This window comes from Mycobacterium sp. SMC-11 (assembly GCF_046250095.1).
GTDB classification, from domain to species: Bacteria; Actinomycetota; Actinomycetes; order Mycobacteriales; family Mycobacteriaceae; genus Mycobacterium; species Mycobacterium heraklionense_A.
In genome coordinates, this window is record NZ_CP176430.1 from 3,617,415 (window position 1) to 3,641,564 (window position 24,150).

The 24,150-nt window shown below is 66.0% G+C and carries 20 protein-coding genes; 5 read left to right on the plus strand and 15 right to left on the minus strand.

What is annotated here, in order from left to right:
- Positions 1–28: 28 nt before the first annotated feature.
- Positions 29–1,531, minus strand: coding sequence for a PE-PPE domain-containing protein (locus tag ACKY0X_RS17225; protein WP_409427025.1), 1,503 nt, complete (start codon positions 1,529–1,531; stop codon positions 29–31).
- 245 nt (positions 1,532–1,776) lie between these two features.
- Complete coding sequence (locus tag ACKY0X_RS17230; RefSeq protein WP_409427026.1) at positions 1,777–3,954, minus strand: cellulase family glycosylhydrolase; 2,178 nt, start codon at positions 3,952–3,954, stop codon at positions 1,777–1,779.
- A gap of 260 nt (positions 3,955–4,214) precedes the next feature.
- Between ACKY0X_RS17230 and ACKY0X_RS17235 the strand changes: the two genes are divergently transcribed.
- On the plus strand, positions 4,215–4,652 hold the full coding sequence (locus ACKY0X_RS17235; RefSeq protein ID WP_409427027.1) for a DUF732 domain-containing protein: 438 nt from the start codon (positions 4,215–4,217) through the stop codon (positions 4,650–4,652).
- Here the strand turns inward: ACKY0X_RS17235 and ACKY0X_RS17240 are convergent.
- From ACKY0X_RS17240 to ACKY0X_RS17270, 7 genes are all read right to left on the minus strand, one after another.
- Positions 4,649–5,548: a cyclopropane mycolic acid synthase family methyltransferase gene (locus ACKY0X_RS17240; RefSeq protein WP_409427028.1), complete on the minus strand. Its 900-nt coding sequence runs from the start codon at positions 5,546–5,548 to the stop codon at positions 4,649–4,651. The genes ACKY0X_RS17235 and ACKY0X_RS17240 overlap by 4 nt on opposite strands.
- 8 nt (positions 5,549–5,556) lie before the next feature.
- Positions 5,557–6,420 carry a cyclopropane mycolic acid synthase family methyltransferase gene (locus ACKY0X_RS17245; protein ID WP_409427029.1) on the minus strand — a complete coding sequence of 288 codons (864 nt, stop codon included), beginning with the start codon at positions 6,418–6,420 and terminating at the stop codon, positions 5,557–5,559.
- A gap of 39 nt (positions 6,421–6,459) precedes the next feature.
- Complete coding sequence (kasB, locus tag ACKY0X_RS17250; RefSeq protein ID WP_409429675.1) at positions 6,460–7,713, minus strand: 3-oxoacyl-ACP synthase KasB; 1,254 nt, start codon at positions 7,711–7,713, stop codon at positions 6,460–6,462.
- A gap of 32 nt (positions 7,714–7,745) precedes the next feature.
- Positions 7,746–8,606: a cyclopropane mycolic acid synthase family methyltransferase gene (locus ACKY0X_RS17255; RefSeq protein ID WP_409427030.1), complete on the minus strand. Its 861-nt coding sequence runs from the start codon at positions 8,604–8,606 to the stop codon at positions 7,746–7,748.
- A gap of 26 nt (positions 8,607–8,632) precedes the next feature.
- Positions 8,633–9,523 carry a cyclopropane mycolic acid synthase family methyltransferase gene (locus tag ACKY0X_RS17260; protein ID WP_409427031.1) on the minus strand — a complete coding sequence of 297 codons (891 nt, stop codon included), beginning with the start codon at positions 9,521–9,523 and terminating at the stop codon, positions 8,633–8,635.
- Between the two features lie 313 nt (positions 9,524–9,836).
- Positions 9,837–10,127 carry a DUF3017 domain-containing protein gene (locus ACKY0X_RS17265; RefSeq protein WP_409427032.1) on the minus strand — a complete coding sequence of 97 codons (291 nt, stop codon included), beginning with the start codon at positions 10,125–10,127 and terminating at the stop codon, positions 9,837–9,839.
- Positions 10,124–10,972 carry a bifunctional methylenetetrahydrofolate dehydrogenase/methenyltetrahydrofolate cyclohydrolase gene (locus ACKY0X_RS17270; protein ID WP_409427033.1) on the minus strand — a complete coding sequence of 283 codons (849 nt, stop codon included), beginning with the start codon at positions 10,970–10,972 and terminating at the stop codon, positions 10,124–10,126. The genes ACKY0X_RS17265 and ACKY0X_RS17270 overlap by 4 nt, the downstream gene beginning before the upstream one ends.
- 62 nt (positions 10,973–11,034) lie before the next feature.
- On the opposite strand from ACKY0X_RS17270, the gene ACKY0X_RS17275 reads away from it, so the two are divergent.
- Positions 11,035–12,219 carry an NADH:flavin oxidoreductase gene (locus tag ACKY0X_RS17275; RefSeq protein WP_409427034.1) on the plus strand — a complete coding sequence of 395 codons (1,185 nt, stop codon included), beginning with the start codon at positions 11,035–11,037 and terminating at the stop codon, positions 12,217–12,219.
- A gap of 10 nt (positions 12,220–12,229) precedes the next feature.
- Positions 12,230–14,905 carry an ATP-binding cassette domain-containing protein gene (locus ACKY0X_RS17280; RefSeq protein ID WP_409427035.1) on the plus strand — a complete coding sequence of 892 codons (2,676 nt, stop codon included), beginning with the start codon at positions 12,230–12,232 and terminating at the stop codon, positions 14,903–14,905.
- Between the two features lie 28 nt (positions 14,906–14,933).
- Here the strand turns inward: ACKY0X_RS17280 and ACKY0X_RS17285 are convergent, their stop codons facing one another.
- Positions 14,934–16,118, minus strand: a complete 1,185-nt coding sequence (locus tag ACKY0X_RS17285; protein WP_409427036.1) for a cytochrome P450 — start codon at positions 16,116–16,118, stop codon at positions 14,934–14,936.
- 123 nt (positions 16,119–16,241) lie between these two features.
- Here ACKY0X_RS17285 and ACKY0X_RS17290 point away from each other — a divergent pair, with 123 nt between their 5' ends.
- Both ACKY0X_RS17290 and ACKY0X_RS17295 read left to right on the plus strand, forming a co-directional pair.
- On the plus strand, positions 16,242–16,841 hold the full coding sequence (locus ACKY0X_RS17290; RefSeq protein WP_409427037.1) for a TetR/AcrR family transcriptional regulator: 600 nt from the start codon (positions 16,242–16,244) through the stop codon (positions 16,839–16,841).
- Between the two features lie 134 nt (positions 16,842–16,975).
- Entirely contained in the window at positions 16,976–18,997 is a 2,022-nt protein-coding gene (locus tag ACKY0X_RS17295; protein ID WP_409427038.1) for a DUF1214 domain-containing protein, read from the plus strand.
- Positions 18,998–19,006: 9 nt separating this feature from the next.
- Here ACKY0X_RS17295 and ACKY0X_RS17300 read toward each other — a convergent pair whose 3' ends face one another.
- The 5 genes from ACKY0X_RS17300 to ACKY0X_RS17320 are packed head-to-tail and all read right to left on the minus strand — an operon-like array spanning position 19,007 to position 23,954.
- Complete coding sequence (locus ACKY0X_RS17300; RefSeq protein ID WP_409427039.1) at positions 19,007–19,576, minus strand: pentapeptide repeat-containing protein; 570 nt, start codon at positions 19,574–19,576, stop codon at positions 19,007–19,009.
- The gene (locus tag ACKY0X_RS17305) at positions 19,573–20,172 is read right to left on the minus strand and encodes a GTP-binding protein (RefSeq protein WP_409427040.1); all 600 of its coding nucleotides are present in this window, start codon (positions 20,170–20,172) and stop codon (positions 19,573–19,575) included. Before ACKY0X_RS17305 ends, ACKY0X_RS17300 begins: the two co-directional genes overlap by 4 nt.
- Positions 20,150–20,575: a DUF742 domain-containing protein gene (locus ACKY0X_RS17310; RefSeq protein WP_409429676.1), complete on the minus strand. Its 426-nt coding sequence runs from the start codon at positions 20,573–20,575 to the stop codon at positions 20,150–20,152. The genes ACKY0X_RS17305 and ACKY0X_RS17310 overlap by 23 nt, the downstream gene beginning before the upstream one ends.
- Positions 20,576–20,592: 17 nt before the next feature.
- Positions 20,593–21,036, minus strand: a complete 444-nt coding sequence (locus ACKY0X_RS17315; protein ID WP_409427041.1) for a roadblock/LC7 domain-containing protein — start codon at positions 21,034–21,036, stop codon at positions 20,593–20,595.
- The gene (locus ACKY0X_RS17320; RefSeq protein ID WP_409427042.1) at positions 21,036–23,954 is read right to left on the minus strand and encodes an ATP-binding protein; all 2,919 of its coding nucleotides are present in this window, start codon (positions 23,952–23,954) and stop codon (positions 21,036–21,038) included. The genes ACKY0X_RS17315 and ACKY0X_RS17320 overlap by 1 nt, the downstream gene beginning before the upstream one ends.
- Positions 23,955–24,150: the final 196 nt, after the last annotated feature.

Sequence of the window (24,150 nt, forward strand, 5' to 3'; positions counted from 1 at the left end):
ACCGCCCCTCCCCGGACGGCGATTCCCGCTACGCGCTGAACAAGTCGGTGAAGTCGTTGGCGATCGACTGGAACGCGCTCATCACGCTCATCAGCTCGAACCCGATGGCGGTGGGGATCAGCCCGGCGTCGGCCGCGATCGGCATTCCGATGGCGTTCGTCAGGGTGGTCAGCAGGTCGTCGCCGTTGCCGAATGCGTTGAAGAACATGCTGATGTCGTAGGCGGGCATGGTGGTCAACAAGGCGTTGATGATGTCCGCGGTCGGCAGCAGCACCGAATACAGCGTGGCGGCCGCGCTGGAGAAGGTGTTGACGACGTCGAGCAGACTTGGCAGCGCGAAGTCCATCCCCGAACCGAGCGCCTCGGCCGGGCCCCCGAACGACAGGTGCCCGAGGTCGTAGACGAAGTCGTTGAAGCCATGCTGCGCGCCCTGCCACAGCGAGCTCAGCAGCGTCATGACGTCGATGTCCGGGAGCACGCCGTAGTTCGTGAGCACGTTGGCCGGGCCCTGGTCCCAGCCGCCATGGGTCAATTCGCCGTCGACGTAGGTGTCGACGTTGCCGTAGCCCAGGTCGACCAGGATCCGGGTGACGGGCTCCAGCAGGTCATACAGCGGTTCGCCGATCACCGGGATGCCGAGCAGCGGCTGTAGCAGCGGCAGGATCTCGGTCGGGATCATGTAGTAGTCGGTGTTGAGGGCGGCCGAGGCGCCGTCCGGCAGGGTCAGGGGTCCGTCGTAGTTGGTGGATCCCAGCAGTAGCTGGGCGCTGTCGATGGAGTCCGGCCGGCTGTAGCCGGGGCCGTGTACCAGCGCGATCCCCAGCACGGCGTTGAGCACCGACAGGAAGTTCAGCGGATAGCGCGGGAAGTCGGCGAAGCCGTCGTACTCCGCGATGTAGATGTCGGTCGCGTACGGGGTGTCGGGCGTGGCCCCATAGAAGTCGATGCCCATCGACGGGATGTACAGCGGGACTTCGGGGACGGCGAAGCGCGACAGCAGGCCGCCGTTGGGGAACATCTCATTGGCGATCAAGACGAACGACAACTGGTCGGGGTCGGGGGCGTTGCCGGAGCTGAGCAGATGGTTCATCTCGATCGAGGAGAGGACGGCGCTCTGCGAGACGCCGTAGACCACCACGTTGTCGCCGGCATCGATGCGGTCACGGATGGTCGAGTCGAGCATCCGCACACCCTGGTCGACCGAGGTGTCCAGCGGCAGGCTCTTGACGCCGGTGCCCGGGTACAGGCCTTCGGGGGTGAAGACACCCTGCATGGTGTAGCCGTCGTAGCCGAGGTGTGCGAGGTATTGGTCGGCCCAGTGAAAGTCCCAGTTTCCCGGGATGGGGGTGCCGCTGCCGCCCATGACCAGGGCGACGTTGTCGAGCAGCGCCACATCGGCGACCACGGTGCGCGCCCCAGAGATCGAGGCCGCCAGCGCCGGCGTGATGACCGGCGAGGCGAGCACCGCGGCGGCGCTGGTCACGGCCACTGCCGCAACTCCCAGGGAGTGGAACGTGGGGCTTACCTTCATGGCGACCTCCGAGGCGCGCGCGGAACTGCTTGTTGCTTGCAGCACACTAACGCTCACATGATGACTACCTGAATCATTTCTGAATAACTCAAACTTTCTACTGTGAAAACTTCCGCCGAACAGGGCTTTTCTCCCGCCCATGGACCATACGATGACTTATGTTGTTGACTGTCCGCATGCCCGGAGGAAACGCCAAGGTTTGACCGGCCGGCCCCAGACAGTCCCGCCGGCCCCGCCGCCGGGTGTCAGGCCGGCTTCACCTGGACTTCGACGATGGTGGCACCGGAATCGGCGGCGATGATCAACACCGATGCCCCCGGCCCCGACACCACGTGCCCGCCGATGACGTCGACCTGGTAGCCGTTCGGGTACTGCAGAGCCGGCACCACGATCCGGGTCTGCGCGTCGGCGGCGAAACTGCCCGAACCGTCAGCCATCGCAGTGGAGTAGCTGAAGTGGAAGATGCCAGAACCATCCGAGCTGAACGACCAGGAATTCGGCACTCCGGCGATCGTCTGCGGGTACGGCTCGGCCAGCGCTGCGAGTTTGGCGGCGTCGACGTTGTCGCCGACCGGCGGCAGATTGGTGTCGAAGACCAGCGCCTGGCCCTCCGGCGAGCTGCTGGCGACGTCACCGCCGGTGTAAGCCCACTCCAGCCAGCCGTACCGGAAGGGGTTCGTGTGCTGCAGCGTGTTGGCGATGACACCGGCGTTGGCGGTGGCACCGAACTCGGTCATCAGCGCCGGAATGTTGTGCGAGTCGGCATATGCCGCAGCGTTGTTCAACAGGATGTCGAAATTCAGCCCGCAGCCGAAGTCGATTTCGAAGACCGAATTCGCCAGGCAGTAGTTGTGGAACGCGAAGATCCCGTGCGGATCGTCCACGGCGCCCAGCGACGTCGGTATCGCCGTGTTGAACAGGAAGGTCGGCTCGAACAACACTGGGGTATTGGGGTCGACAGAGCGAATCGCCGCGGACATCTGGTTGTAGAACGGCGTCAGGGTCTGGGCATCGAAGTGCGGGCTGCCCAGCACGCCCGACAACCACGGCGAGCCCGGCCACGGCTCGTTGATGATGCCGTAGCCGGCCACGCTGGCATCGTCCTTGAAGTAGTCGGCGACGTACTGCCACGATCGCGCGTAGTGGTTAGCCAGACCGATGCCGTCCTCGGCTTTGGCGTTGGACCAGAACGCATCCCAGGCGTGCAGCTGCGCGGGGTTGAACAAGTAGGTACCGATCTGGCCCACGTCGGGGTTGGGCAACCCACCGGTCAGCACCGCCCACTCCGGCGCGCCGTCGCCCCCGAAGCCTGCGCTGTAGAAGTCCTGATGGAAGTCGAGGATGCTGTAGATGCCGTGATCGGACAGGGTTTGCACGGTCTGCTTGATCGCGGCGAGGTAGTCGGGATCGAACACGCCGGGCTGCGGCTCCACACCGGCCCAGAGCACGCCTACCCGGACGGCGTTGAAGCCGTTAGCGGCCAGAAATGCGGCGTCATCGTCGCCGAACCCGTCGGCGCCCGGGGTGTACGGCGCGATCTTGTAGACCTGGTTGAGCCCGTGCAGGATCACCACCCTGCCGTCGCTGTCGGTGATCCAGGCGCCGGTGGTGGACAGGCCTGTGTAGGGGCCGCCGTCCGGGGCGCCGGCCAGCGTGCCGAAATGCCCGACCGCACCGTGGCTGCCGAACATGCCGGCCGCGCCGCCCGCACCGCCCAGCGCCGGCAGGCTTCCGGCGCCGGCATAGACCCCATTGCCGGCGTCCCCACCGGCACCGCCGACGCCGATCAACCAACCGCCGGCACCGCCGTCTCCGCCATTACCGCCGAGGCCGCCCTCACCCCCGTCGCCGCCGGCACCGCCGTTCCCGACCATGCCCGCCGCTCCCCCGGCCCCGCCGCCACCACCGGCGGTGTTGTCCCAGCCGGCGCCGCCGTCGCCGAACAGCCAGCCCGCGTCGCCGCCGTCGGGATGCGCCTCGGTCCCTGCCGTGCCGTCCGCGATCATCGCACCCCAGCCCAACGCCCTACTGAAGTCGTTGAGTCCGTCCAGGATTGGTGTGGGTCCGGCGGCATGGATCCAGTTTTCGATGCCGGTGTGCAGCGGCGTGTAGATGAGCTGCTGCAGCCACGTCGTGGCATCGGCTGCTCCCGCACCCGCCTCTGCGGACCACCCGGCCAAGACGTCGTTCCAACGTGCCGGGTCGAAGAATGCGTCCCAGGCCGCTGGACTCGACAGCGCGGACCAGTCCACGCTCTGAGTGGCCGCATCCACGAACGGTGCCATCACCTGCTCGAGCACGTCGTCGATCACTTCGGCACTCGCCGGGACCGGTACGGCCACGCCGGCCACCAGTGCCGAGCCGACTGCGGCGCCCAGCCCCACTCGCCGACGATTCAACTTCCCGATACGACGTCGAGTCATCTGGCGTGGACCTCTTTCGCGTCCCACAAAGCTGAGTATTTGATGTGTTCACCATGAACGATTCCAACAACCTAGCGGGCACAGCCCCGATTTCGGCCCAAAGTCCCCAAATTGCGGCACTGGCCAGGGCGAGACAGCGCCGTAGGCAAACCGTGACCCGACCGACTCGCCGGTGTTACCGCTTTGATGCAGGATTTCAACAACAACGTTCGGACAGATCCCGGGCTCCGCCCGGCGCCGAACCAGGACGAGGGGGATGCATGCGTGGCTTCATGAGCAAGGCGGGCGCGGGGGCGGGCTTAGTAGGCCTGATCGCCAGCACTGGGTTGGCGGCACCGGCGCAGGCGAGCCCGGTCGACACCTCGTTCCTGTCCGATCTGGCCGGGGCCGGTATCCCGGTCGCCGACCCCGCCGCAACGGCTGCTCTCGGCCAATCCGTGTGCCCGATGCTGACCGAGCCCGCCGGCACCGCCGCATCGGTGGCGGCCCCGGTCGCCGGCCTGGGTGGCGGACCCAGCATGTCGCCCCAGATGGCGCAGCTGTTCACCGAGATCGCCGTGCAGATCTACTGCCCGCAGATGCTGTCTCAACTGGCCAGCGGCCAGGTGCCGGATCTGCCGCAGATCCCGGGGATGTCGGTCGGCATCCCCGGCCTGTCCGGTGGAATCCCGGCCATTCCCGCCATTCCCGGCTTCTAGGAGCACGTCGCGGCGCCGGGCTTGAGGTAGCTGACCAAGCTGACGTCGAGAACTTCATCGATGAAGTAATACTCGCAGCCGCGTAGGTACTTCAGGTAGCGCTGATACACCTCGTCGGACTGAATCTCGATGGCCGTTTCCTTGTTGGCCTCCAACGCATCGGCCCAGATCTGCAGGGTCTTGATGTAGTGCGGCCGCAGCGAAAGTGCTTCGGGGACAGTGAAACCGGCTTTCTGTCCATGCTCCACCATCATGTCCGTGGTGGGCAGTCGTCCACCGGGAAAGATCTCGGTGAGGATGAACTTGATGAAGCGGGCGGTCTCGAACGTCAGCTTCTTTCCACGCGCATTCAGATCGTAGGGGTGATAGCTGACGCTGCTCTGGATCGTCATTCGCCCGTCCGCAGGCATGATGTCGAAACACCGTGCGAAGAAATCGTCGTAGCGCTCGTGCCCGAAATGCTCGAACGCCTCGATGGAAACGATCCGATCGACCGGCCGGTCGAACTCTTCCCACCCGTGCAGCAGTATTCGGCGCTCGCGATCGGTGTCGACGGCGTCCAGTAGCCGCTGCGCGTAGGCATGTTGATTCTTCGACAGGGTGAGCCCGATGACGTTGACGTCGTAGCGCTCGAGCGCCCGCTTCATCGTCGAGCCCCAACCGCAGCCGATATCGAGCAGCGTCATTCCGGGCTGCAGATCGAGCTTGTCGAGATTGAGGTCGATCTTGGCGATCTGGGCCTGCGCCAGCGACAGCTCCGGCGGCTCGAAATAGGCACAGCTGTAAGTGCGGGTCGGATCCTGGAACAGCGCGAAAAAGTCATCGGAGAGGTCGTAATGAGCTTGGACGTCGGCGAAATGCGGCCGTAAGGTCTTGGCCGCCGGAGTATCAGTCATCGCCAGACCTACTTCTGCAACGTGTACTGGTTGACGTCGATGTAGCCGGTGCGAAATCCGTTGGCGCACCCGGTCAGGTAATGCATGTAGCGGTCATAGACCTCTTGGCCCTGGATCTCGATGGCCTTGTCTTTGTTGCCTTCCAGCGCTGCCGCCCAGCAGTCCAGGGTCCTGGCGTAGTGGGGCTGCAGCGAATGCCTCCGGGTCAGAGTGAAACCCGCACGGGCGGAATGCTCTTCAACCATCTCGATGGTGGGTAGTCGCCCGCCGGGGAAGATCTCGGTGGCGATGAACTTGATGAACCGGGCCATCGCGAAGGTCAGCGGCATGCCACGGTCGGCCATCTGCGGCAGCGTCAACCCGGAGATGGTGTGTAACAGCATCACTCCATCGGGCGGTAGAACGGCGTGGGCCATGGTGAAGAAGTCCTCGTAGCGCTCATGGCCGAAGTGCTCGAAGGCGCCGATGGACACGATCCGATCGACCGGTTCGCTGAAGTTCTCCCAACCCTCCAGTAGCACCCGCTTGGTGCGCCGGCTGTCCATGCCGGCAAACATCGCCTCCACGTGGACGGCCTGGTTCTTGCTCAGCGTCAGTCCGATGACGTTGACGTCATGAGCTTCGACGGCACGCCGCATGGTGGCCCCCCAGCCGCAGCCGATGTCGAGCAGCGTCATGCCGGGCTGTAGGCCCAGTTTGCCCAGCGCCAGGTCAATCTTGGCGAGCTGGGCTTGTTCGAGCGTCATGTCGTCGCGTTCGAAGTAGGCGCAGCTGTAGGTCTGGGTCGGATCGAGGAAGAGCCGGAAGAAGTCATCAGACAGGTCGTAGTGTGCCTGCACGTCTTTGAAATGCGGTGTCAGGTTTTTCGGCATGGCAATGTGCTCTCGGCTGGGGCCGAAAGCGGCTCCCTTCTAGTACTTTCCAAACGCAAGCGCCACGTTGTGGCCGCCGAATCCGAAGGAGTTGCTGATCGCGTAGTGGTAATCGCCGGTCCGTGCGTCGCCGGCGACAACGTCCAGATCGATCTCCGGGTCGAGGCGGTGCAGGTTCAGCGTTGGCGGGACTACGCCGTCCCGCAGCGCCAGCACCGTCAGAATCGCCTCCACCGCACCGACCGCCCCGACCGAGTGCCCGAGAGCGGATTTCGGCGCATACACCGCGGCACGGTGCACGCCCATGGCGTTGTTGATCGCCTGGGCCTCGGCCAGATCGCCGATCCGGGTTCCGGTGGCGTGTGCGTTGATGTGGTCAATGTCGGTCGGAGCCAAGCCCGCAAGTTCGATCGCCCGGGTCATCGCGTAGCCCGCGCGCTCGCCCTGCGGATCGGGCGCCACGATGTGGTGGCCGTCCGAGGTGATTCCGGCTCCCATCAGCCGGCCGAGAATGGTTGCGCCTCGCGCCTTTGCGTGCTCAAGAGTCTCGATGACCATCAACGCGCCCGCCTCACCGAATACAAACCCGCTGCGGTCGGCGTCGAATGGTCGGCACGCGCCGGCCGGGTCGTCGTTGTGAGTGGACAACACGATACGCATCGCGGCGAATCCCGCGATGGGGACCGCTTCGATCTTGGTCTCGACTCCGCCGCAGATTGCGATGTCGGCCTCGTCGTAGACGATGTTGCGCCAGGCTTGCGCGATACCCTCGGCGCCGGAAGCACACGCCGAGATCGGGGTGAAGACACCTGCTTTGGCGCCACGCTCCAGACCCACGGCAGCGGCCGCGGCATTGGGCATGTATTTCTGTACGCCCAGCGGCGAAACCGCCTTCATGCCCCGCTCCACCATGCCTTCGTATCCCCAGACCAGTTCCTCCGGGGAGCCGAGCCCGGTACCGATCGATACCAGCAATCGGCGTGGATCCACCTCTGGCGAACCGGCATTCGCCCAGACCCGACGACCCAGGATGACCGCCATTTTCTGCAGGTAAGACAGTCGATGCAGTTCCTTGCGGTTCAACTCGTGGTCGAAGTCCTCGAGCAGATGCCCGCCGATACGCACCGGGAGATCGAACCGCTCAACGAAGGGGTCCTCGAGCTTACGGATGCCGCTCTGTCCGTCCAGCAGTTTCTTCCAGGTATCCTCGGCGTCCGTCGCCAGCGCCGTAGTCATCGCGACACCGGTGACCACGACCTCGGGAAGGCCACTGCCGGTGGAGAGCCGAGCCATTCGGGCCATGTCCGCGCCTCGCTTCCAGGACGCTATTTGGTCAGGATGAACTGCCCGACGTTGCTGATTCCTCTGCGGAAGAGGTCCGCGCAGCCGGTCAGATAGCGCAGGTAGCGCTCATACACTTCCTCGGACTGGATGGCGATGGCGCGTTCGCGGTTGTGCCTCAGATTGTCCGCCCACATGTCCAGGGTCCGGATGTAGTGCTCCGGCATCAAAAAGGCGTCCTGGATATGGAATCCGGCGCCTTGCGAGTACTCGTAGATGTCGTCGCGACCCGCCATCTCCCCACCGGGAAAGATCTCCTTGCCGAGGAACCGGACGAAGCGCAGATCGCTCATCGTTACCTTGATGCCGTGCTCGCGCCAATAGGTCTGCGGGTAGGTGAATATGCTGTGGAACAACATTCGGCCGTCGTCGGGCAGCATGTCGTAGGCGCGTTCGAAGAAGGCGGCGTAGCGGGCCTTCTTGAACGCATCGAACGCCTCGATGGTGAAGATCCGATCGACCTTCTCGTCGAACTCTTCCCACCCCTGCAGGCGCGCCTCCGCACGACGCTCGGTACCGAGCCTCGCCAGAGTGGCCGCGCTGCGCGCGCAGTGGTTGCGACTGAGCGTGATTCCGATGACGTTGACGTCGAACTCCGTCACCGCCCGAACCAGGCCCGCTCCCCACCCGCAACCGACATCCAGCACCGTCATTCCCGGTTCGAGGTTGAGCTTGCGCAATGCCAGGTCATACTTCGCGTTCTGCGCCTCCTCCAGCGTCATGTCGTCGCGCTCGAAGTACGCACAGGTGTAGGCCATCGTCGGATCGAGGAACAGCGCGAAGAACTCATCGGAGATGTCATATGCTGCTTGAGACTCTTCGTAGTACGGCTTGAGGTCAGTCATCTGCGTCACCATGTCCTCCGAATCGCTTACACCACTGTCTTTTCCATCGTGAACTGGCAGACGTCGGTGTAACCGTCACGGAACAGCTCCCGGCAACCCGTCAGGTACTTCAGAAACGTTTCGTAGGTCTGCTCGCCCTTGAGCTCGATCGCCTGGTCTTTGTGCGCTTCAAGCGCCTTGGCCCAGGTGTCCAGCGTGCGTACGTAGTTGGACCCGATCAACTGATGGCGAGTGATCGAGAAGCCGCAGCGGGTCGCGTGCTCGTCGACTATGGAGATCTGCGGCAACCGGCCCCCGGGATAGATCTCGGTCAAGATGAAATGGATGAAACGCAGCAGCGACATCGTCTTTTTCAGTCCCCGCCGCTCGCCCTCTTCGGCAGTGGGCACCACGATGGAATGCAGCAGCATCACGCCGTCGTCGGGCAGCACGCGGTGGCACATGGCGAAGAAGTCGTCGTAGCGCTCGTAGGTTCCGACGCCATCGGCGAAGTGCTCGAAGGCGCCGAGCGACACGATGCGGTCCACCGGTTCGTCGAATTCCTCCCAGCCCTGTAGTCGCACCTGCTTGCTGCGCGGGCTGTCCATCTCGGCGAATTTCTGTTCGCAATGAACCACTTGGTTCTCACTCAGCGTCAGCCCGATGACGTTGACGTCGTACTTCTCGACAGCCCGCCGCATGGTGGAACCCCAACCGGACCCGATGTCGAGCAGCGTCATCCCGGGCTGCAGTCCCAACTTGCCCAATGCCAAGTCCACCTTGGCCATCTGAGCCTGTTCGAGCGTCATGTCCTCGCGCTCGAAATATGCGCAGCTATAAGTCATGGTCGGGTCCAGCCACAACCGGAAGAACTCGTTGGACCGGTCGTAATGCGACCGGATGTGATCGACATCCGGCATCAGCTCAACGTCGCTCATCTGTTCCTCCGCTGCACAAAGCGACTTCAAAGGCGTCCGTCATCTCGACGACGCGGCAACTCACGCCGTGTTCCCGGGGGGATCGAACGATTCCCGAGCTGCGCTCAACACGACCAGCTGTCTTCAAAAGGGCTGTTGTGCGATGAATTCATTGCGGCACAGCCCCCTCCCCGACACAGCCGACACACACCGGCCGACCGGACACGAGTTCCCCCAGAACAGGGCCATCAAACACGGCAGCCGATCCGACTGGGAGGCGGGCGAATCCGCGCCGTCGCACCGGCCGAAATATTGTCGGTCCGGTCAAAAACGACTAGCTAGTCCCCAGCGGATCGATCGTCGCGGCCACATAGAGCATCACCGTCGCCGCGGTCGTCATCGTCGCGAAGTCCAGCCCCCGCTCACGCAGCACCAGCAGCCCGGCCCGGTCCTCGGACAGCACCAGGCGCAGCACGGCCGCCACCCCGGTCCCGATCCCGATCAGCAGCGCGCCGCGCCGCCAGAAGTTCGCCCCGGCCAGCACGAATGCCGCCGTGAAGATCAGCCCGACCAGCAAGATCGGCCACTGCGCGGCGATCACCCGGCGGACATCGGCGAGGGTCACAGCGTGCTCTCGACTCTTTCCACGACGTTGGTCAGCAGGAACGCCCGGGTCAGCGGACCCACCCCGCCGGGGTTGGGCGACACGTGGCCGGCCACCCCCCACACGTCGGGATGCACATCGCCGACCAGTCCGGCGTCGGTACGCGACACCCCGACGTCGACGATGGCCGCCCCCGCACGCACCATGTCGGCGGTGAGCATGTGTGGCACGCCGACCGCGGCGACGATGATGTCGGCTTGGCGGGTCAGCTCAGCCAGATCGCGGGTCCCGGTGTGGCACAACGTGACGGTGGCGTTCTCCGACCGGCGGGTCAGCAGCAGTCCCAGCGGACGCCCGACCGTCACGCCACGTCCGATCACCACGACATGGGCGCCCGCAATCGGCACCTCATAGCGGCGCAGCAGGTGCACGATGCCGCGCGGGGTGCAAGGCAGCGCCGCCGGGGTGCCCAGCACCAACCGGCCCAGGTTGGTCGGATGTAGCCCGTCGGCGTCCTTGGCCGGGTCGACACGCTCGAGGGCGGCGTTCTCGTCCAGATGTTTGGGCAGCGGCAGCTGCACGATGTAGCCGGTGCAGTCATCGTTGGCATTCAGCTCGTCGATGGTGTCGTTGAGCTGCGCCGGGCTGCAGTCCGCGGGCAGGTCGCGGCGGATCGAGGTGATACCGACCTTGGCGCAGTCGGCGTGCTTGCCACGCACGTAGGCATGCGACCCGGGGTCATCTCCCACCAGAATGGTGCCCAGACCGGGTGTGCGGCCGGCGGCGGACAACGCCGCCACCCGTGCCTGAAGGTCGACGAAGATCTCGTCGCGCGTGGCCTTGCCGTCCAACGTAATCGCACCCACGCGGACAGTCTGGCATGCCACCCGCAGTTCCAACGATGACGATCCGTCACTAAGCTCCCGCTATGCCTGTTCCCGACGTCTTCAGCCCCGCCAAACTCGGCCCGATCACGTTGCGCAACCGGATCATCAAGGCCGCGACGTTCGAGAACCGCACACCTGGCGCGCTGGCCTCCGACGACCTCATCGAGTATCACCGGCTGCCGGCCGCCGGCGGGGTGGGCATGACCACCGTGGCCTACTGCGCTGTCTCCCAGGGCGGGCGCACCTCCAACGACGGGCTGTGGATGCGCCCGGAGGCGGTCGCCGGGCTGCGCCGGCTCACCGATGCGGTGCACGCCGAGGGAGCCCTGGTCAGCGCTCAGATCGGTCACGCCGGCCCGGTCGCCGACGCGCGCTCCAACAAGGCCCGTGCCCTGGCCCCGGTCCGATTCTTCAACCCGATCGGCATGCGTTTCGCCAAGAAGGCCACCCGCGACGACATCGACCAGGTCATCGCCCAGCACGCCGACGCCGCGCGCTACGCCGTGGATGCCGGGTTCGACGCCGTGGAGATCCATCTCGGCCACAATTACCTGGCGAGTTCATTTCTTTCTCCGCTGATCAACCGCCGCTCCGATGAGTTCGGCGGGTCGCTGGCCAACCGGGCCAAGGTGGCCCGCGGCATCGTGGCCGCCGTGCACAAGGCGGTGGGCGGACAGATCGCGGTGACCGCCAAACTGAACATGGCCGACGGGGTCCGCGGCGGGATCAACCTGGACGAGTCGCTGACCACCGCTAAATGGCTGCAGGACGACGGCGGCCTGGACGCGTTGGAACTCACGGCCGGCAGCTCGCTGGTCAACCCGATGTACCTCTTCCGCGGGCACGCCCCGGTGAAGGAATTCGCGAGCGTCTTCCCCCCGCCGTTGAGCTGGGGCATGCGGATGACCGGCAACAAATTTCTGCGCGAGTACCCCTACACCGACGCCTACCTGTTGGACAACGCGCGACTGTTCCGCGCCGAGTTGTCGATGCCGCTGATCCTTTTGGGCGGCGTCACCAACCGCGCGACGATGGATCAGGCGATGGCCGAGGGATTCGAGTTCGTCGCAATGGGCCGGGCGTTGTTGGCCGAACCGGACCTGGTCAACCGGATCGCGCAGGAATCTACGACGCTGTCGGTCTGCACGCACTGCAACCAGTGCATGCCGACGATCTACCGGCGCACGCACTGCGTCGTTACGGGCGCACCGGACGCAACTCGCTAGAGTTGACTCGATGAGTCACCCAGCCCCGCCGGTGCTGACCGTCCGTCACGACGGGTCGCAAGGCACGTTCTCCGCAGGCCACGACGTGGTCATCGGACGCGACCTGCGGGCCGACGTCCGCATCCCGCATCCCTTGGTCTCGCGGGCTCATCTGCTACTGCGCTTTGAGCAGGGCCGGTGGCTCGGGATCGACAACGGCTCCCTGAACGGCATTTACGTCAACGGCCAGCGGGTGCCCGTCGTCGACATCCGCGACGGACAGGCCGTCAACCTCGGCAACCCGGACGGACCGCGGGTCTCCTTTGAGGTGGGACGGCACCAGGGCCAGGCCGGTCGGCCGCCGCAGACCGTTTCGATCCAGGTACCGCAGCCCGGCCAGCCAGGGATCGCACGCCCGGCCCGGCCGCCACAACCGTCGGGTTGGCCGGCATCACCCGAACCCGCACCGTATGCAGATCCGCGGTCGGCGGGGCACCCCGGCGTGCAGCAGCCCTACCGGCCCCCGTCCGGACCGGCGCCGTATCCCCCGCCTCCTGCCCCGCACCGGCCGCCGGCGTATCAGTCGGTTCCCCCCAGCCCGGCTCCCGATGCGGCACTGCGTCCGGGTTATCAGTCTCCCGCCCAACCGCCGGCACCCGCAGACGTGTTCCCACCACAGCAACCGGCCACCCGGATGGCGCCGGTGGCGGCCAAACCGCCGGAGGCGGGCAACATCGCCACCCGCATGATCGACATCCTGCGGCCGGCCTCCAGCTCCGCACCGGACGCGCCGGTCGGGGCCCTGACCATCGGCCGCGCCACCGACAACGATGTGGTCATCTCCGACGTGCTGGCCTCCCGCCACCACGCCATGCTGATTCCCACGCCCCTGGGCACCGAGATCCGCGACAGCCGAAGCATCAACGGCACGTTCGTCAACGGCGTGCGGATCGGCTCGGCGATCCTGACCGAGGGCGACCTGGTCACGATCGGCAACGTCGACCTGGAGTTCACCGGCGGCACGCTGCTGCGCCGCACCGAGGCAGCGACGAGGACCGGAGGGCTTGAAGTTCGCGACGTCTGCTTCGACGTCGAAGGCGGCAAGCGGCTGCTCAACAACATCTCGCTGACCGCCCGGCCGGGCACCCTGACCGCGATCATCGGCGGCTCCGGTGCCGGCAAGACCACACTGTCACGGCTGATCGCGGGCTACACCAAACCCACCGCCGGCTCGGTCACCTTCGAGGGCCACAACATCCACACCGAATACGCCTCGTTGCGCAGCCGGATCGGGATGGTGCCGCAGGACGACGTGGTGCACCGGCAGCTCACCGTCAACCAGGCTCTGGGATACGCCGCCGAACTGCGGCTGCCGCCGGACAGCAGTAAAGCCGACCGGGACAAGGCCGTCGCGCAGGTCCTCGAGGAACTCGAACTGACCAAGCATGCCGACACCCGGGTGGACAAGCTCTCCGGCGGCCAGCGCAAGCGCGCATCGGTGGCCCTGGAACTGCTGACCGGGCCGTCGCTGCTGTTGCTCGACGAGCCCACCTCGGGACTGGACCCGGCCCTGGACCGCCAGGTGATGTTGATGCTGCGCGGTCTGGCCGATGCCGGCCGCGTGGTCATGGTGGTCACCCACTCGGTGTCCTACCTCGACGTGTGCGATCAGATTCTGCTGATCGCCCCCGGCGGCAAGACCGCCTACAGCGGCCCGCCCAAAGAAGTGTTCAACGCGATGGGCGCCGACAACTACGCCGACATCTTCGCCAACGTCGGCGCCGACCCCGACGAAGCTAACCGGCGGTTCCTGGAGCGCGAGGGCGGCCACCGGGGTGCCGCGGCCTCCGTCCCCTCCACGCCGCCCGCCGACCTGGGCAGCCCGCCGGCGGAGAGCCTGCGAAAGCAGCTGTCCACGATCGCGCGCCGGCAGGTTCGGCTGATCGTCTCCGACCGGGGCTATTCGATCTTCCTGGGGGTGTTGCCCTTCATCGTGGGCGCGCTGTCGCTGACAGTGAAAGGCAAAGGGGGCCTCGGAATGCCGGGGCCGGATGCACCGACCGAGCCGCAGTACATCATGGTGCTGCTCATCATCGGCGCGGTCTTCATGGGCACCGCGCTGACCATTCGAGATCTGATCGGCGAACGCCCGATCTTCAAACGAGAACAGGCCGTGGGCCTGTCGACCCTGGCCTACCTGCTGGCGAAAATAGCGGTCTTCTGCGCGTTCGCCACGGCGCAGGGGGCGGTCGCCACCTTCATCGTGATTCTGGGCAAAGGCGGGCCGACACAGGGCGCGGTGATGTTCGGCAGCGCGAATTTCGACCTGTTCCTGGCGGTGGCCGGAACCTGTGTGGCCTCGGCGATTCTGGGCTTGGCCCTGTCGTCTTTCGCGCAGTCCAACGAGCAGATCATGCCGATGCTGGTGGTCTCGATCATGTCGCAGCTGGTGCTGGCCGGCGGCATGATCCCGGTGACGGGCCGGGTCGGGCTCGCGGAGGCGGCTTGGGTGACCCCGGGCCGGTGGGGCTACGCCGCGGGCGCCTCGGCGATCGACTTCAACAAACTGGTCAATGTGCCGCAGATCCCCAAGGACCACCTGTGGGACCACACCAAGGGCATCTTCCTGCTCGACATGGGGATGTTGGCGCTGCTGTCGGTGTTCTACAGCGTGATGGTGTGGTGGAAGATCCGGCTCAAGCGCTGAGGTTCTGAGCGCCGGCGTCTCAGGCGATTTAGGTATCGAAGGCGACTCGCAGCTGCGACGGACCACGCAACTCGGGGCCCAGCAGACCGGCGATCCGCACCGATTCGGGCTCGACCAGCCGCAGCCCCGGCAGGCGATCCAGCAGCACCCGCACCGCCGTCTCCAGCTGAGCCACCGCCAGGAACTGGCCCAGGCACACGTGCGGCCCGCTGCCGAAACTCACCGCTGCGACCGCGTGGCGGCCGATATCGAACCGGTCGGGATCTGGATAGACCTGTGGGTCCCGGTTCGCCGCGGCGATGGCCAGCAATACCCACGTACCGGCGGGCATCTCGATACCCCGCCAGGTCAGGTCGGCTGGAGCGAGCCGCGGCACGATCGCCGGCCCCGGCTCCCACCGCATCGCCTCCTGCACCGCCCACCGGATGGCTTGAGGGTTAGCGCGGAGCCGGTCGAGCTGCTCGGGATGGGTCAGCAGCGCCCACAACAGGTTGCCCAGGCTCGGGTAGCTGGTGTCGACCCCGGCGGGAAACAGCAGCCGGGTGAAGACGTAGATCTCCTCATCGGTGAGCCGCACACCGTCGACCTCGGCGGTCACCAGCTTGGACACCAGATCGTCGCCGGGGTTCTCGCGCTTTTCGGCGACGAACGGTTTGAGATAGTCGGTGAACGCCGCCGAGGCGCGCAGGGCCGCCTCGGGATCGGTCGGGTAGAAGAACAGGTCGTGGGCCCACTGCGCGAAATTCGGCCAGTCCGCCATCGGCAGGCCAAGCATCGCACTGGTGACCTGCAGCGGGAACTGCCTGGTGAAATCGACGGTCAGATCAGCGGTCCCACTGCCGACGAATCCGTCGACGAGCCGGTGTGCGATCGGTTCGAGAAGTTCCGCGGTGTAGGTCGACATTAAGGAGCGCCGGAACTCCCCCGACACCAGGGCCCGATTCATGCGGTGTTCCTGGCCGGTCATGCACTGCATGGTCTTGCCCATCACCGGCAGTGTGGTCAGGTTGTACATGGCCGCCGCCGGGAAGGTCTGCTCGTCCTTGAACCCGGCGTTGACGAGTTCGTGGGTGAGCAGCACCACGGCGGGCATGCCGCGGTACGTCGTCCGCGCATAGGGGCCGCGGCTACGCAGCACCCGGAAAGCGCCGTGTAGATCGGCTAGTTCATCGGTGCCGAAATCGATGTCCGCACCGTCGATCAGGACTGTCACGCTGCCTCCTGCGCTCGTTGTCGATACGGACTGTAAACACATGCTGTAATGACAGTCAAGGAGTCGCGGCTGGCTAGGCTTGGCCTCCGCAATGTCCTAGGACGCCCGACGGTGGGAGATTTCATGACGCGCGGCGACGGTCAGCATCGCTTGGGCCCCTTTCGTGACCCGAATGTGGATAGCGAGGTGCTGTCCAGTACCCGCCGACTGCTGATCGAACGCGGCTACCGCGACACCTCGGTGGACGCCATCGCCGAGGCCGCCGGCGTCAGCCGGCCCACCATCTACCGCCGGTGGCCGTCGAAGGCCCACGTCGTCTACGACGCCGCCTTTCCCGCCGATGCCACCCGAGTCGAACCGTCCGGCGACGCCGTAATCGAGCTCAAAACACTGATCCACAACATCGTCAGCTGGCTGGGCGATCCCGCGGCGGCCGCGGCGCTTCCCGGCCTGATCGTCGACATGCGTTCCGATCCCGCACTGCAGGCCAGCATCGGTGAACGGCACAGCGCGGTGTTCAGCGCCGACCTACGGGAACTGTTCGCGCGCAACGGCGAAGTGTTGCGCCCCGTCGACCCCGACACGGTGCTGGACATGATCGTCGGCGCGGCGATGCAGGCACTGTCGATTCGCAACGTGACCGACCTCGACGCCTACGCGCAGTCACTGACCGAAGCCCTGCTGCACGGAGTCCTTGCGCGTGACTCCGAGCGACCCGCGTGAGCAGCTAGCCTGCGCGGCCCGGCCGACGACAAACAGACCCTTGACCGTCGAAAACAGCGCCTGCTATTTTGTCGTTACAACATGACATTACAGCCTGTAATGGCTATCTGAGGAATCTGCAGAGAGGACTCCCCATGGCACACCCGAAGGCGCCCGGCCAGGTAGCACGCACACACCGGCGCGGGCTCACCGCCCGTCCCGCCATGCGCGCGGCCGGAGTCGCCACGACCGTGATGGCCATGACCCTCGCCGCCCCCACGACAGCCGGCGCGACCGCACTGCCGGTGTTACTGACGTCGTCCGATGCGGCATTACAGTCCGTCATCGACCAGATCCTGGCCGGTCAGCAGGCCATGGTCACCGCCGACAGCGCGATGCCGTGGGCGACGCCGGGAAACATCGAGCTACTGCCCGGCCTGTGGCAGAACCTGCTTTTGCAACAACTGATACTTGCGCTGCACGCCCAGAACCCGGACCAGCTGTTTGCGCAGATACCGGACCTGACACTCGGAAATGCCGCCAATGTGCGGCAATGGGCGCTGTTGAACAACCCCGATGTCTTCTACCGGATCACGCAGGGCCTGAACCCCGATTCCAGCTACGTCATCAGCGGGAAGTTCGCCTCCGGCTCTGCAGAACTCAGCGTGAACACCAACTCGATCGGCCCGACGGGAAGTCATACCGTGGACTCGCTGGAGCTCGAGACCGGCTTGAAGATCAATCCCGACGGCACCTACACCATCTACGTCTCTCCGCATAAGCCCGACGACGACTCAGTCAACTGGGTCAGCAGTGCCGACGCCAACTACCTGCTGGCCAGGTCCACCATGGGCGATTGGGGATTGGGCCCCTCGACCATCAACATCGAATGTGTCGCGGAATGCTCCTCCGCCACCACAGGTGTGACCGCGACCGGACTGTCCCCCGAAGCCATCGAATCGGCCTTGCGGAGCGTGCTCGACGGGATGGCCCGGACCAATGGCACCATGCTCGCGCTGGCCCAGCAAGGCGGAATCACTGTGCCCGAGAACACGATGAGCCCCTTCGCAAATGCGAGCGCGGGCGTCATCGGGGCCGCGGCCGCCCAGTACAACTCGGCAGGAAGCTTCAACCTCCAACCGGACCAGGCGCTGATCGTCAAAGTGCCCGACGTCGATGTCGCCAAGTACGGCGGGATCAACCTCTACACCGCCTGGGGCCAAACACTGCCCTACCCCTTGTCAATCAACAGCTACAACAACACTCAGTCATTTCACTCCGAGGACGGCTACACCTACTACGTGGTCAGCGCGCAGAACCCGGGTGTGGCGAACTGGCTGGACACCGGCGGTCTAGAAAGCGGCGCCGTCTACGCGCGGTACCTGAACCTTCCCGAAGGCACCGACCTGACGGGCCTGGCCGTGACCACGCAAGTGGTTCCGGTGGCAGATGTGAGCCAGTACCTGCCGGCCGACACGCCTACGGTGAGCCCGGCCGAGTTCGCCGCCATGATGAACGAACGCGTGCTGACCTACGACTACGCGATGGACGTCGCGCGAGCTGCCAACACTGAATGGGTCACCCAGCAGTTATGGATGCACGACCTCCGGGATGCCATGGGCGCCAGTCAATTCGCCGCTGTGTTCGGCGAGGATCCGTTCACTCCCATGTGGCTGCGGCTGACACCGGCGCTCAGCCCCGACATGTTTGCCGTCGCCAAGGACTTCCTGACGAACCCGGCTGGCAGCCTCACGGCGTTCTTCAACGCCTTGCCCCTGGCCGGCCATGACATCAACCTGCCGATCCTGCTGACCCAAGAACTGTTGCGGCAGAACTTCACCGAGACCTTTCAAGCCGTGCAGGCCGGCATGGCGTCCGGCAACTGGGTTCAGGTATTCACCGACTTACAAGCCGGTGGCCAACAACTGTTTTCGATCCTCAACGATGCGCTGTTCGACCCCAACACCAGCATCACCGCCGGCATCCTCAACGCCCGCGATGATCTGGCGACCGCGGTCATGACCGCCAACGGGGGTTTCCCGACCGAGGCAGGCCTGCTGAGCACCCTGCAGTGGAGCCTCATGCCGCAGTTGACCCAGTTGGACGCGGACAGCTCACTGTCCAACATCGCCGGACTGTTGAGTTCGGCTTTTTCCGAGCTGAATTCGCTTTTCTGACGCGTCCACTCAACTGCCGGATTCGCTGTCCAGCCGTAGCCCGTGGGCGGCCGCATAGGTCAGCGCCTGGGTGATGTCGATCCGCGTGCCGGTCAGCGAGGCCGTGGTCCATAACGTGGGGTCGACTCGCGCGCCACGCAGGTCCGCCTCGTCCAGTCGAGTGCCGATAGTCCGGGCGCCACTCAGGTCGGCGCCCCGCAGCACCGCTTTGCGCAGGTCTGCCTCCACCAGGTTGGCCTCTCGCAGCCGGCAGCCGCTCAGGTCCACCGCCCGCAGGTCACAGCCGCCGAGCCCGGCCAGGGTGAAGTCCACCTCGTCGAACACCAGCGGCCGCATCCGGCACTGCACGAATTGGGAGCCGAGCATGCTGCACTGGACGAACTCGGAATGCCACAGCGAGGCCCGCTCGAAGCGACAGTTGCGGAACGCCGATCCGCGGTGCACCGACTCACCGAGGTCGGCACCGGTGAAGTCGCACTCGTCGAACACCACCCGCTCGGTGCGCAGCCGCGACAGGTCCGCATCGCGAAAGTCGTGGCCGGCGAATTCACGCCCGGTCCACTCTTGTGTGTCGCTCAAGTCTGCGGCGCCAGGGTGGACAGCGCGTATTCGCTGATCGCGATCAGCGCATCGCGGGCCGACCGGGGGTCGCGGGCGTCGACGGCGATCACCGGGATGTGTTCGGCTAGAGCCAGCGCCTTGCGCACCGCGGCGACCGGATAACGCGGCGCGGCGTCGAACTCGTTGACCGCGATCAGGAAAGGCAGATTGCGGTGCTCGAAGAAGTCCACAGCGGCGAAGCTGTCCTGCAGTCGGCGGCAGTCGACCAGGATGATCGCCCCGATCGCACCGCGCACCAGGTCGTCCCACATGAACCAGAACCGCCGCTGGCCCGGCGTACCGAACAGGTAGAGCACCAAGTCCTCGGCCAGCGTGATGCGACCGAAGTCCATCGCCACCGTGGTGGTCCGCTTGTCGGGGGTGGCCTCTAGACCGTCGACACCGGCCGAAGCATCAGTGACCAGCGCTTCGGTGCGCAACGGCATGATCTCCGAGACCGTACCGACGAACGTGGTCTTGCCGACCCCGAATCCGCCGGCGATGACGATCTTCGTCGATGCCGAGTCTCGCGGAGCTGGCCTATCCCAGGACCTATCCGAGCGCTCGTAGGCCACGAAGGGTCCTTCCTATCAGGTCTCGGCGTTCGTCCCGGGTGGATGCCTCAGTCAGTGTGGCACGCACTCGAAGGTATCCCGACGTGACCAGATCACCCACCAGCACCCGCGCGACGCCCAGTGGCAGGTTCAGCCGGGCAGAGATCTCGGCGACCGACGGCGCGCCCTGACACAGTTCGACGATCCGCCCACGCGGATCGCTGGCCGGCCATTGATTGGGCTGGGCTACCCGCAGGGTCTGCACCGGGGCCTCCAGCGGCAACGGCACGTCGGTGTGGGTTCGACCGGCGGTCAGCGTATACGGGCGGACCAAGTTGGCCTCAGTTTCAAGGTGCTCCAGGACCTCTGGGGCCTCTGAGACCTGCGGCGCCTGCGGGCGCGACCAACGCTCGGGCATGTCCATCACCATTCACCGGCACCTCACGAGTGGCTGCCCCGCGACGGCGCCGACCGGCGCGCCGACTGGACCACCGCTCCGACCCGTTCCACCAGAACCGCCATCTCGTACCCGATCTGGCCGATATCGCCGGACGTGCTCGCCAATGTCGCCAGGTGCGAGCCGTCTCCGACTCGCATCAGCAGCAGGTAGCCGTGCTCCATCTCCACCACGGACTGCAGAACCCGGCCGCCTTCGAACAACTGCGACGCCCCGGTCGCCAGGCTGGCCAATCCGGACGCCACCGCCGCCAGCTGGTCGGCCCGCTCGGTAGGCAGGTGCTCGCTGGCCGCCACTGTCAGACCGTCGACCGACACCAGCACCGCATGTGACACCCCGGGCACCTCGCGGGCGAAATTGGAGACCAGCCAGTCCAACGAGCTTTCGGCGGGACGGCGCTGCGCGGTGGGATCGGTTGGGAAAGTCATTACTGGTTCTGTCCCTGGTCGGTGTCGAGGCCATTGTCTGGGCCCTTTTCTAGGCCCTTCTCCAAGCCGCCTTGTAGGCCGTTTTCTCGGGCCTGCGATCGCGCGGCGTGCACTCCCCCGAAGTGACTGCTGATCGAAGTGCGGATCGCCGCGGGATCCCGTTCCAGTGGCTCGTGGGAGGGTTGGGGCGGTACGCCGTTGGATGTTACCGGCCGTTCTGCGTCAGCCGGATCGTGCGCTGCGGCATCAGGGTCTTCCTCGGCCGGCGCCTCTGCCGCGGCTGAGCCGGGCACCAGGCGAGCACCGGGCTCGCGGACCGGCAGGCCGTGTTCGGTATGAGCGACCACCGGCACGTTCTCCGCTTCCGCGGCTACCGACCAACCGCGGTCCCAGACCGACTGCCAGTCCAGATCGGCGCGCAGGCTGGGCTCGTTGGGGTCGATGCCCACCGACTCCGAGAGCATCCGCTGGTAAATCGAGTCGGTCTCACTCTCGAGCCCGGGCTCGGGCTCGGGCTCGGGCTCGCGTTGAGGCTCAGAGGCAGCGGCGCCGAGCCGGGCACGCGCCGCGAAATACCCCGACGTATCAGCGGGAGCAAACTTCTCGGCCACCGGCTCGGGTACCCCGTGCGGGGCTGGGGCCGGCGCTTCCGGCTGCCCTGCGCCCCGCTCCTCGGCCTCCCACCACGGTTGCGGCAGCTCGCGGCGTACTCGCTCGGGGGCGGTCGGCGGCGGCGCCGGTTGTGCCGGTTGTTCAGAGGGCACGCCGGTGATGCCGCTGGACCCCGGGGTACGTCGCGGCAGCAGTGAGACGACGGGACCGGGTTCGGCAGGTTCGGCGTCCTCGTAGGACGCATACGACTGGTAGGGCTCGGGCTCGTATTCGTATGGTTCGGGTTCGGGCTCATACCGCTGCGGTGCGGGCTGCGGCTGCTCGGCGGGGGCGAAGTAGGGCTGGGCGGGCGTCGCGGGTACCGGCGACGACTCCTCGAACGGCCTGGCGGTCAGCAGGTGCGGCGGCAGATACACCTCGGCGGTGATGCCACGAGATCCCTGCGAAGCCGGGAACAGCCGGACCTCGATCTCGTGGCGAGCGGCCAGTCGAGAGATCACGAACAGACCCATGTGGCGGGCGTTCTCCGGACTGAACTCGCCGCCGGCCGCCAGACGCATGTTGGCCATCCGCAGGTCAGCGTCGGTCATCCCCAATCCGACATCGACGACCTCGACCACGACCCCGCCGTCGTTCTCGAAACCGGCTACCACCCGCACCGGCTCCGTCGGCGCCGAATAGCGCAGCGCATTGTCGATCAGTTCCGCGAGCAGGTGTATGCAGTCCGCGGCGGCGGCGCCGATCACGGTGGTGTCGGGCACCAGCACGGTCTGCACCCGGTCGTAGCCCTCCACCTCTGAGGCGGCCGCACTGATCAGGGTCGCCAGCGGAACCGGCCTGCCCCGCTCATGCGGCACCCGCGCACCGGCCAGCACCAACAGGTTCGCGCCGTTGCGCCGCATCCGGGCGGCCAGGTGGTCCAGCCGGAACAGGCTCTCGAGTCGATCCGGGTCGTCCTCATTGCGCTCCAACCGGTCGATGAGCGCCAACTGCTGATCGACCAGGGACCGGTTACGCCGCGACATCGTCTCGAACATCTCGTTGACCAGGCGCCGAAGCCGTGCCTCATCACCGGCGAGCAGCAGCGCCTGGGCATGCAGCTCGTCGACCGCGTGGGCGACCTGCCCCACCTCCTCGGTGGTGTACACCGGCAGCGGGTCGGGGTCGCGGTCTGAACCGGGCACACCGGCACGCAACCGGGCGATCTCCTGTTCGAGGTCGACGTGGGCGACCTGCAAGGCGCTGTCGCGTAGGGTCCGCAGCGGGCGCACCAACGAGCGCGCCACCAGCCACACCGCCAGCAGCGTGGCGGTGATCGCGGCCAGCACCAGCACGATGTCGCGCAGGGCGGCGGCGCGCCGGTCCGCGGCCCGGTCTTCCACCGCCGCAGTGACTGCCCCGGTGTTCTCGCTGATGAGCTGGGCGGCGATCTGGTCGGTGGTACGGATGGAGTCACGCAGCACCGGGTTGTTGGGCAGCACCTGCTCCGGGTCGGACATGATCGACATCCGGGTCACCAGCTGCTGTTGCAGCGACTTGGCGTCCGGGGAGTCCACCCCGAGCACCTCGCTCATCCCGAACAGCGTCGACGGCTCGGTACCGGCCAAGGTCATCATCGAGCTGCGCAGCTCCGGATCGGGAAGCTCGCCTCCCCGATTCACCAGCAGTTCCTGCATCATCATCTGGCCCCGCGCGCCGACGGCACGGCTCAGGCCCTCGGTCTGCGCCCGGATCCGCTCGCTGTCCACCCGGACCGACCCGTTGATGGCGTCCTCGGCGGTCAGCAGGATCGGCGCGTAGCCGGTCACCTCGTCGCGCAGGCCGACACCGGTGGTCGAGACCGAACTCAGCAACCCCTGACCGCGTTCGATCAGCGACTCCACCCCGGACCGCACATCGATCGCTACGTCGGTGTGCGACAGCCGAGACTGCAGCTCGTACTTGCGGTTCTCGAAGTTCTTCCGGGCGCCTTCGGCATCGCCGTCTGAGGAAGCGGCCACCAGCGCGTCGCCCAACGCCGACATGTAATTGGTGATCGCTGGAATCATCTCGGCGCGGTCGGCGACCAGCCGAAGCCGGTTGGCCTCGGTGAGCGCATTGGAGATACGCAGCCCGCCGAACAGCCCGGCCAGCGTCAGCGGCAGCAACGCGATCGCCAACACCTTCCATCGCACCGGCCAGTTGCGCACCGACCATCGCGACGGACGTTTGACGGCTGCGGATTCCGGCTTGTGGCCGCCCTCGGCTGGTTCGGCTGACTCCCCAAAGACCTGGTCCACCTCTTCCGGGTGGTCAAAGAGCGTCACCGGTCGGCGGCCGATTCGCCGACCGCTCGGCTGAAATTCACCGTCTGCGCCTCATTCATCGGACTCTCCGGGACATCGCACCCGCACAGCGGGTTGCGGTGTGTTTCACGGCATAGCAATTCGACGAGTATGCCAGTCGACCGCAGGCCTGACCAGAATTTTTACTGAACAGAACACTTTCCGAGACCTTCGCGTG

Excerpts from the sequence above, each read along its gene's own strand:
- ACKY0X_RS17295 (WP_409427038.1), top strand. The coding sequence starts at position 16,976 with ATGGCACACCCGAAGGCGCCCGGCCAGGTAGCACGCACACACCGGCGC.
- ACKY0X_RS17245 (WP_409427029.1), bottom strand. The coding sequence starts at position 6,420 with ATGCCGAAAAACCTGACACCGCATTTCAAAGACGTGCAGGCACACTAC.
- ACKY0X_RS17260 (WP_409427031.1), bottom strand. The coding sequence starts at position 9,523 with ATGAGCGACGTTGAGCTGATGCCGGATGTCGATCACATCCGGTCGCAT.
- ACKY0X_RS17310 (WP_409429676.1), bottom strand. The coding sequence starts at position 20,575 with ATGGACATGCCCGAGCGTTGGTCGCGCCCGCAGGCGCCGCAGGTCTCA.
- ACKY0X_RS17255 (WP_409427030.1), bottom strand. The coding sequence starts at position 8,606 with ATGACTGACCTCAAGCCGTACTACGAAGAGTCTCAAGCAGCATATGAC.
- ACKY0X_RS17230 (WP_409427026.1), bottom strand. The coding sequence starts at position 3,954 with ATGACTCGACGTCGTATCGGGAAGTTGAATCGTCGGCGAGTGGGGCTG.
- ACKY0X_RS17240 (WP_409427028.1), bottom strand. The coding sequence starts at position 5,548 with ATGACTGATACTCCGGCGGCCAAGACCTTACGGCCGCATTTCGCCGAC.
- ACKY0X_RS17290 (WP_409427037.1), top strand. The coding sequence starts at position 16,242 with ATGACGCGCGGCGACGGTCAGCATCGCTTGGGCCCCTTTCGTGACCCG.
- ACKY0X_RS17315 (WP_409427041.1), bottom strand. The coding sequence starts at position 21,036 with ATGACTTTCCCAACCGATCCCACCGCGCAGCGCCGTCCCGCCGAAAGC.
- ACKY0X_RS17225 (WP_409427025.1), bottom strand. The coding sequence starts at position 1,531 with ATGAAGGTAAGCCCCACGTTCCACTCCCTGGGAGTTGCGGCAGTGGCC.
- ACKY0X_RS17280 (WP_409427035.1), top strand. The coding sequence starts at position 12,230 with ATGAGTCACCCAGCCCCGCCGGTGCTGACCGTCCGTCACGACGGGTCG.
- ACKY0X_RS17235 (WP_409427027.1), top strand. The coding sequence starts at position 4,215 with ATGCGTGGCTTCATGAGCAAGGCGGGCGCGGGGGCGGGCTTAGTAGGC.
- ACKY0X_RS17275 (WP_409427034.1), top strand. The coding sequence starts at position 11,035 with ATGCCTGTTCCCGACGTCTTCAGCCCCGCCAAACTCGGCCCGATCACG.
- kasB (WP_409429675.1), bottom strand. The coding sequence starts at position 7,713 with ATGGCTCGGCTCTCCACCGGCAGTGGCCTTCCCGAGGTCGTGGTCACC.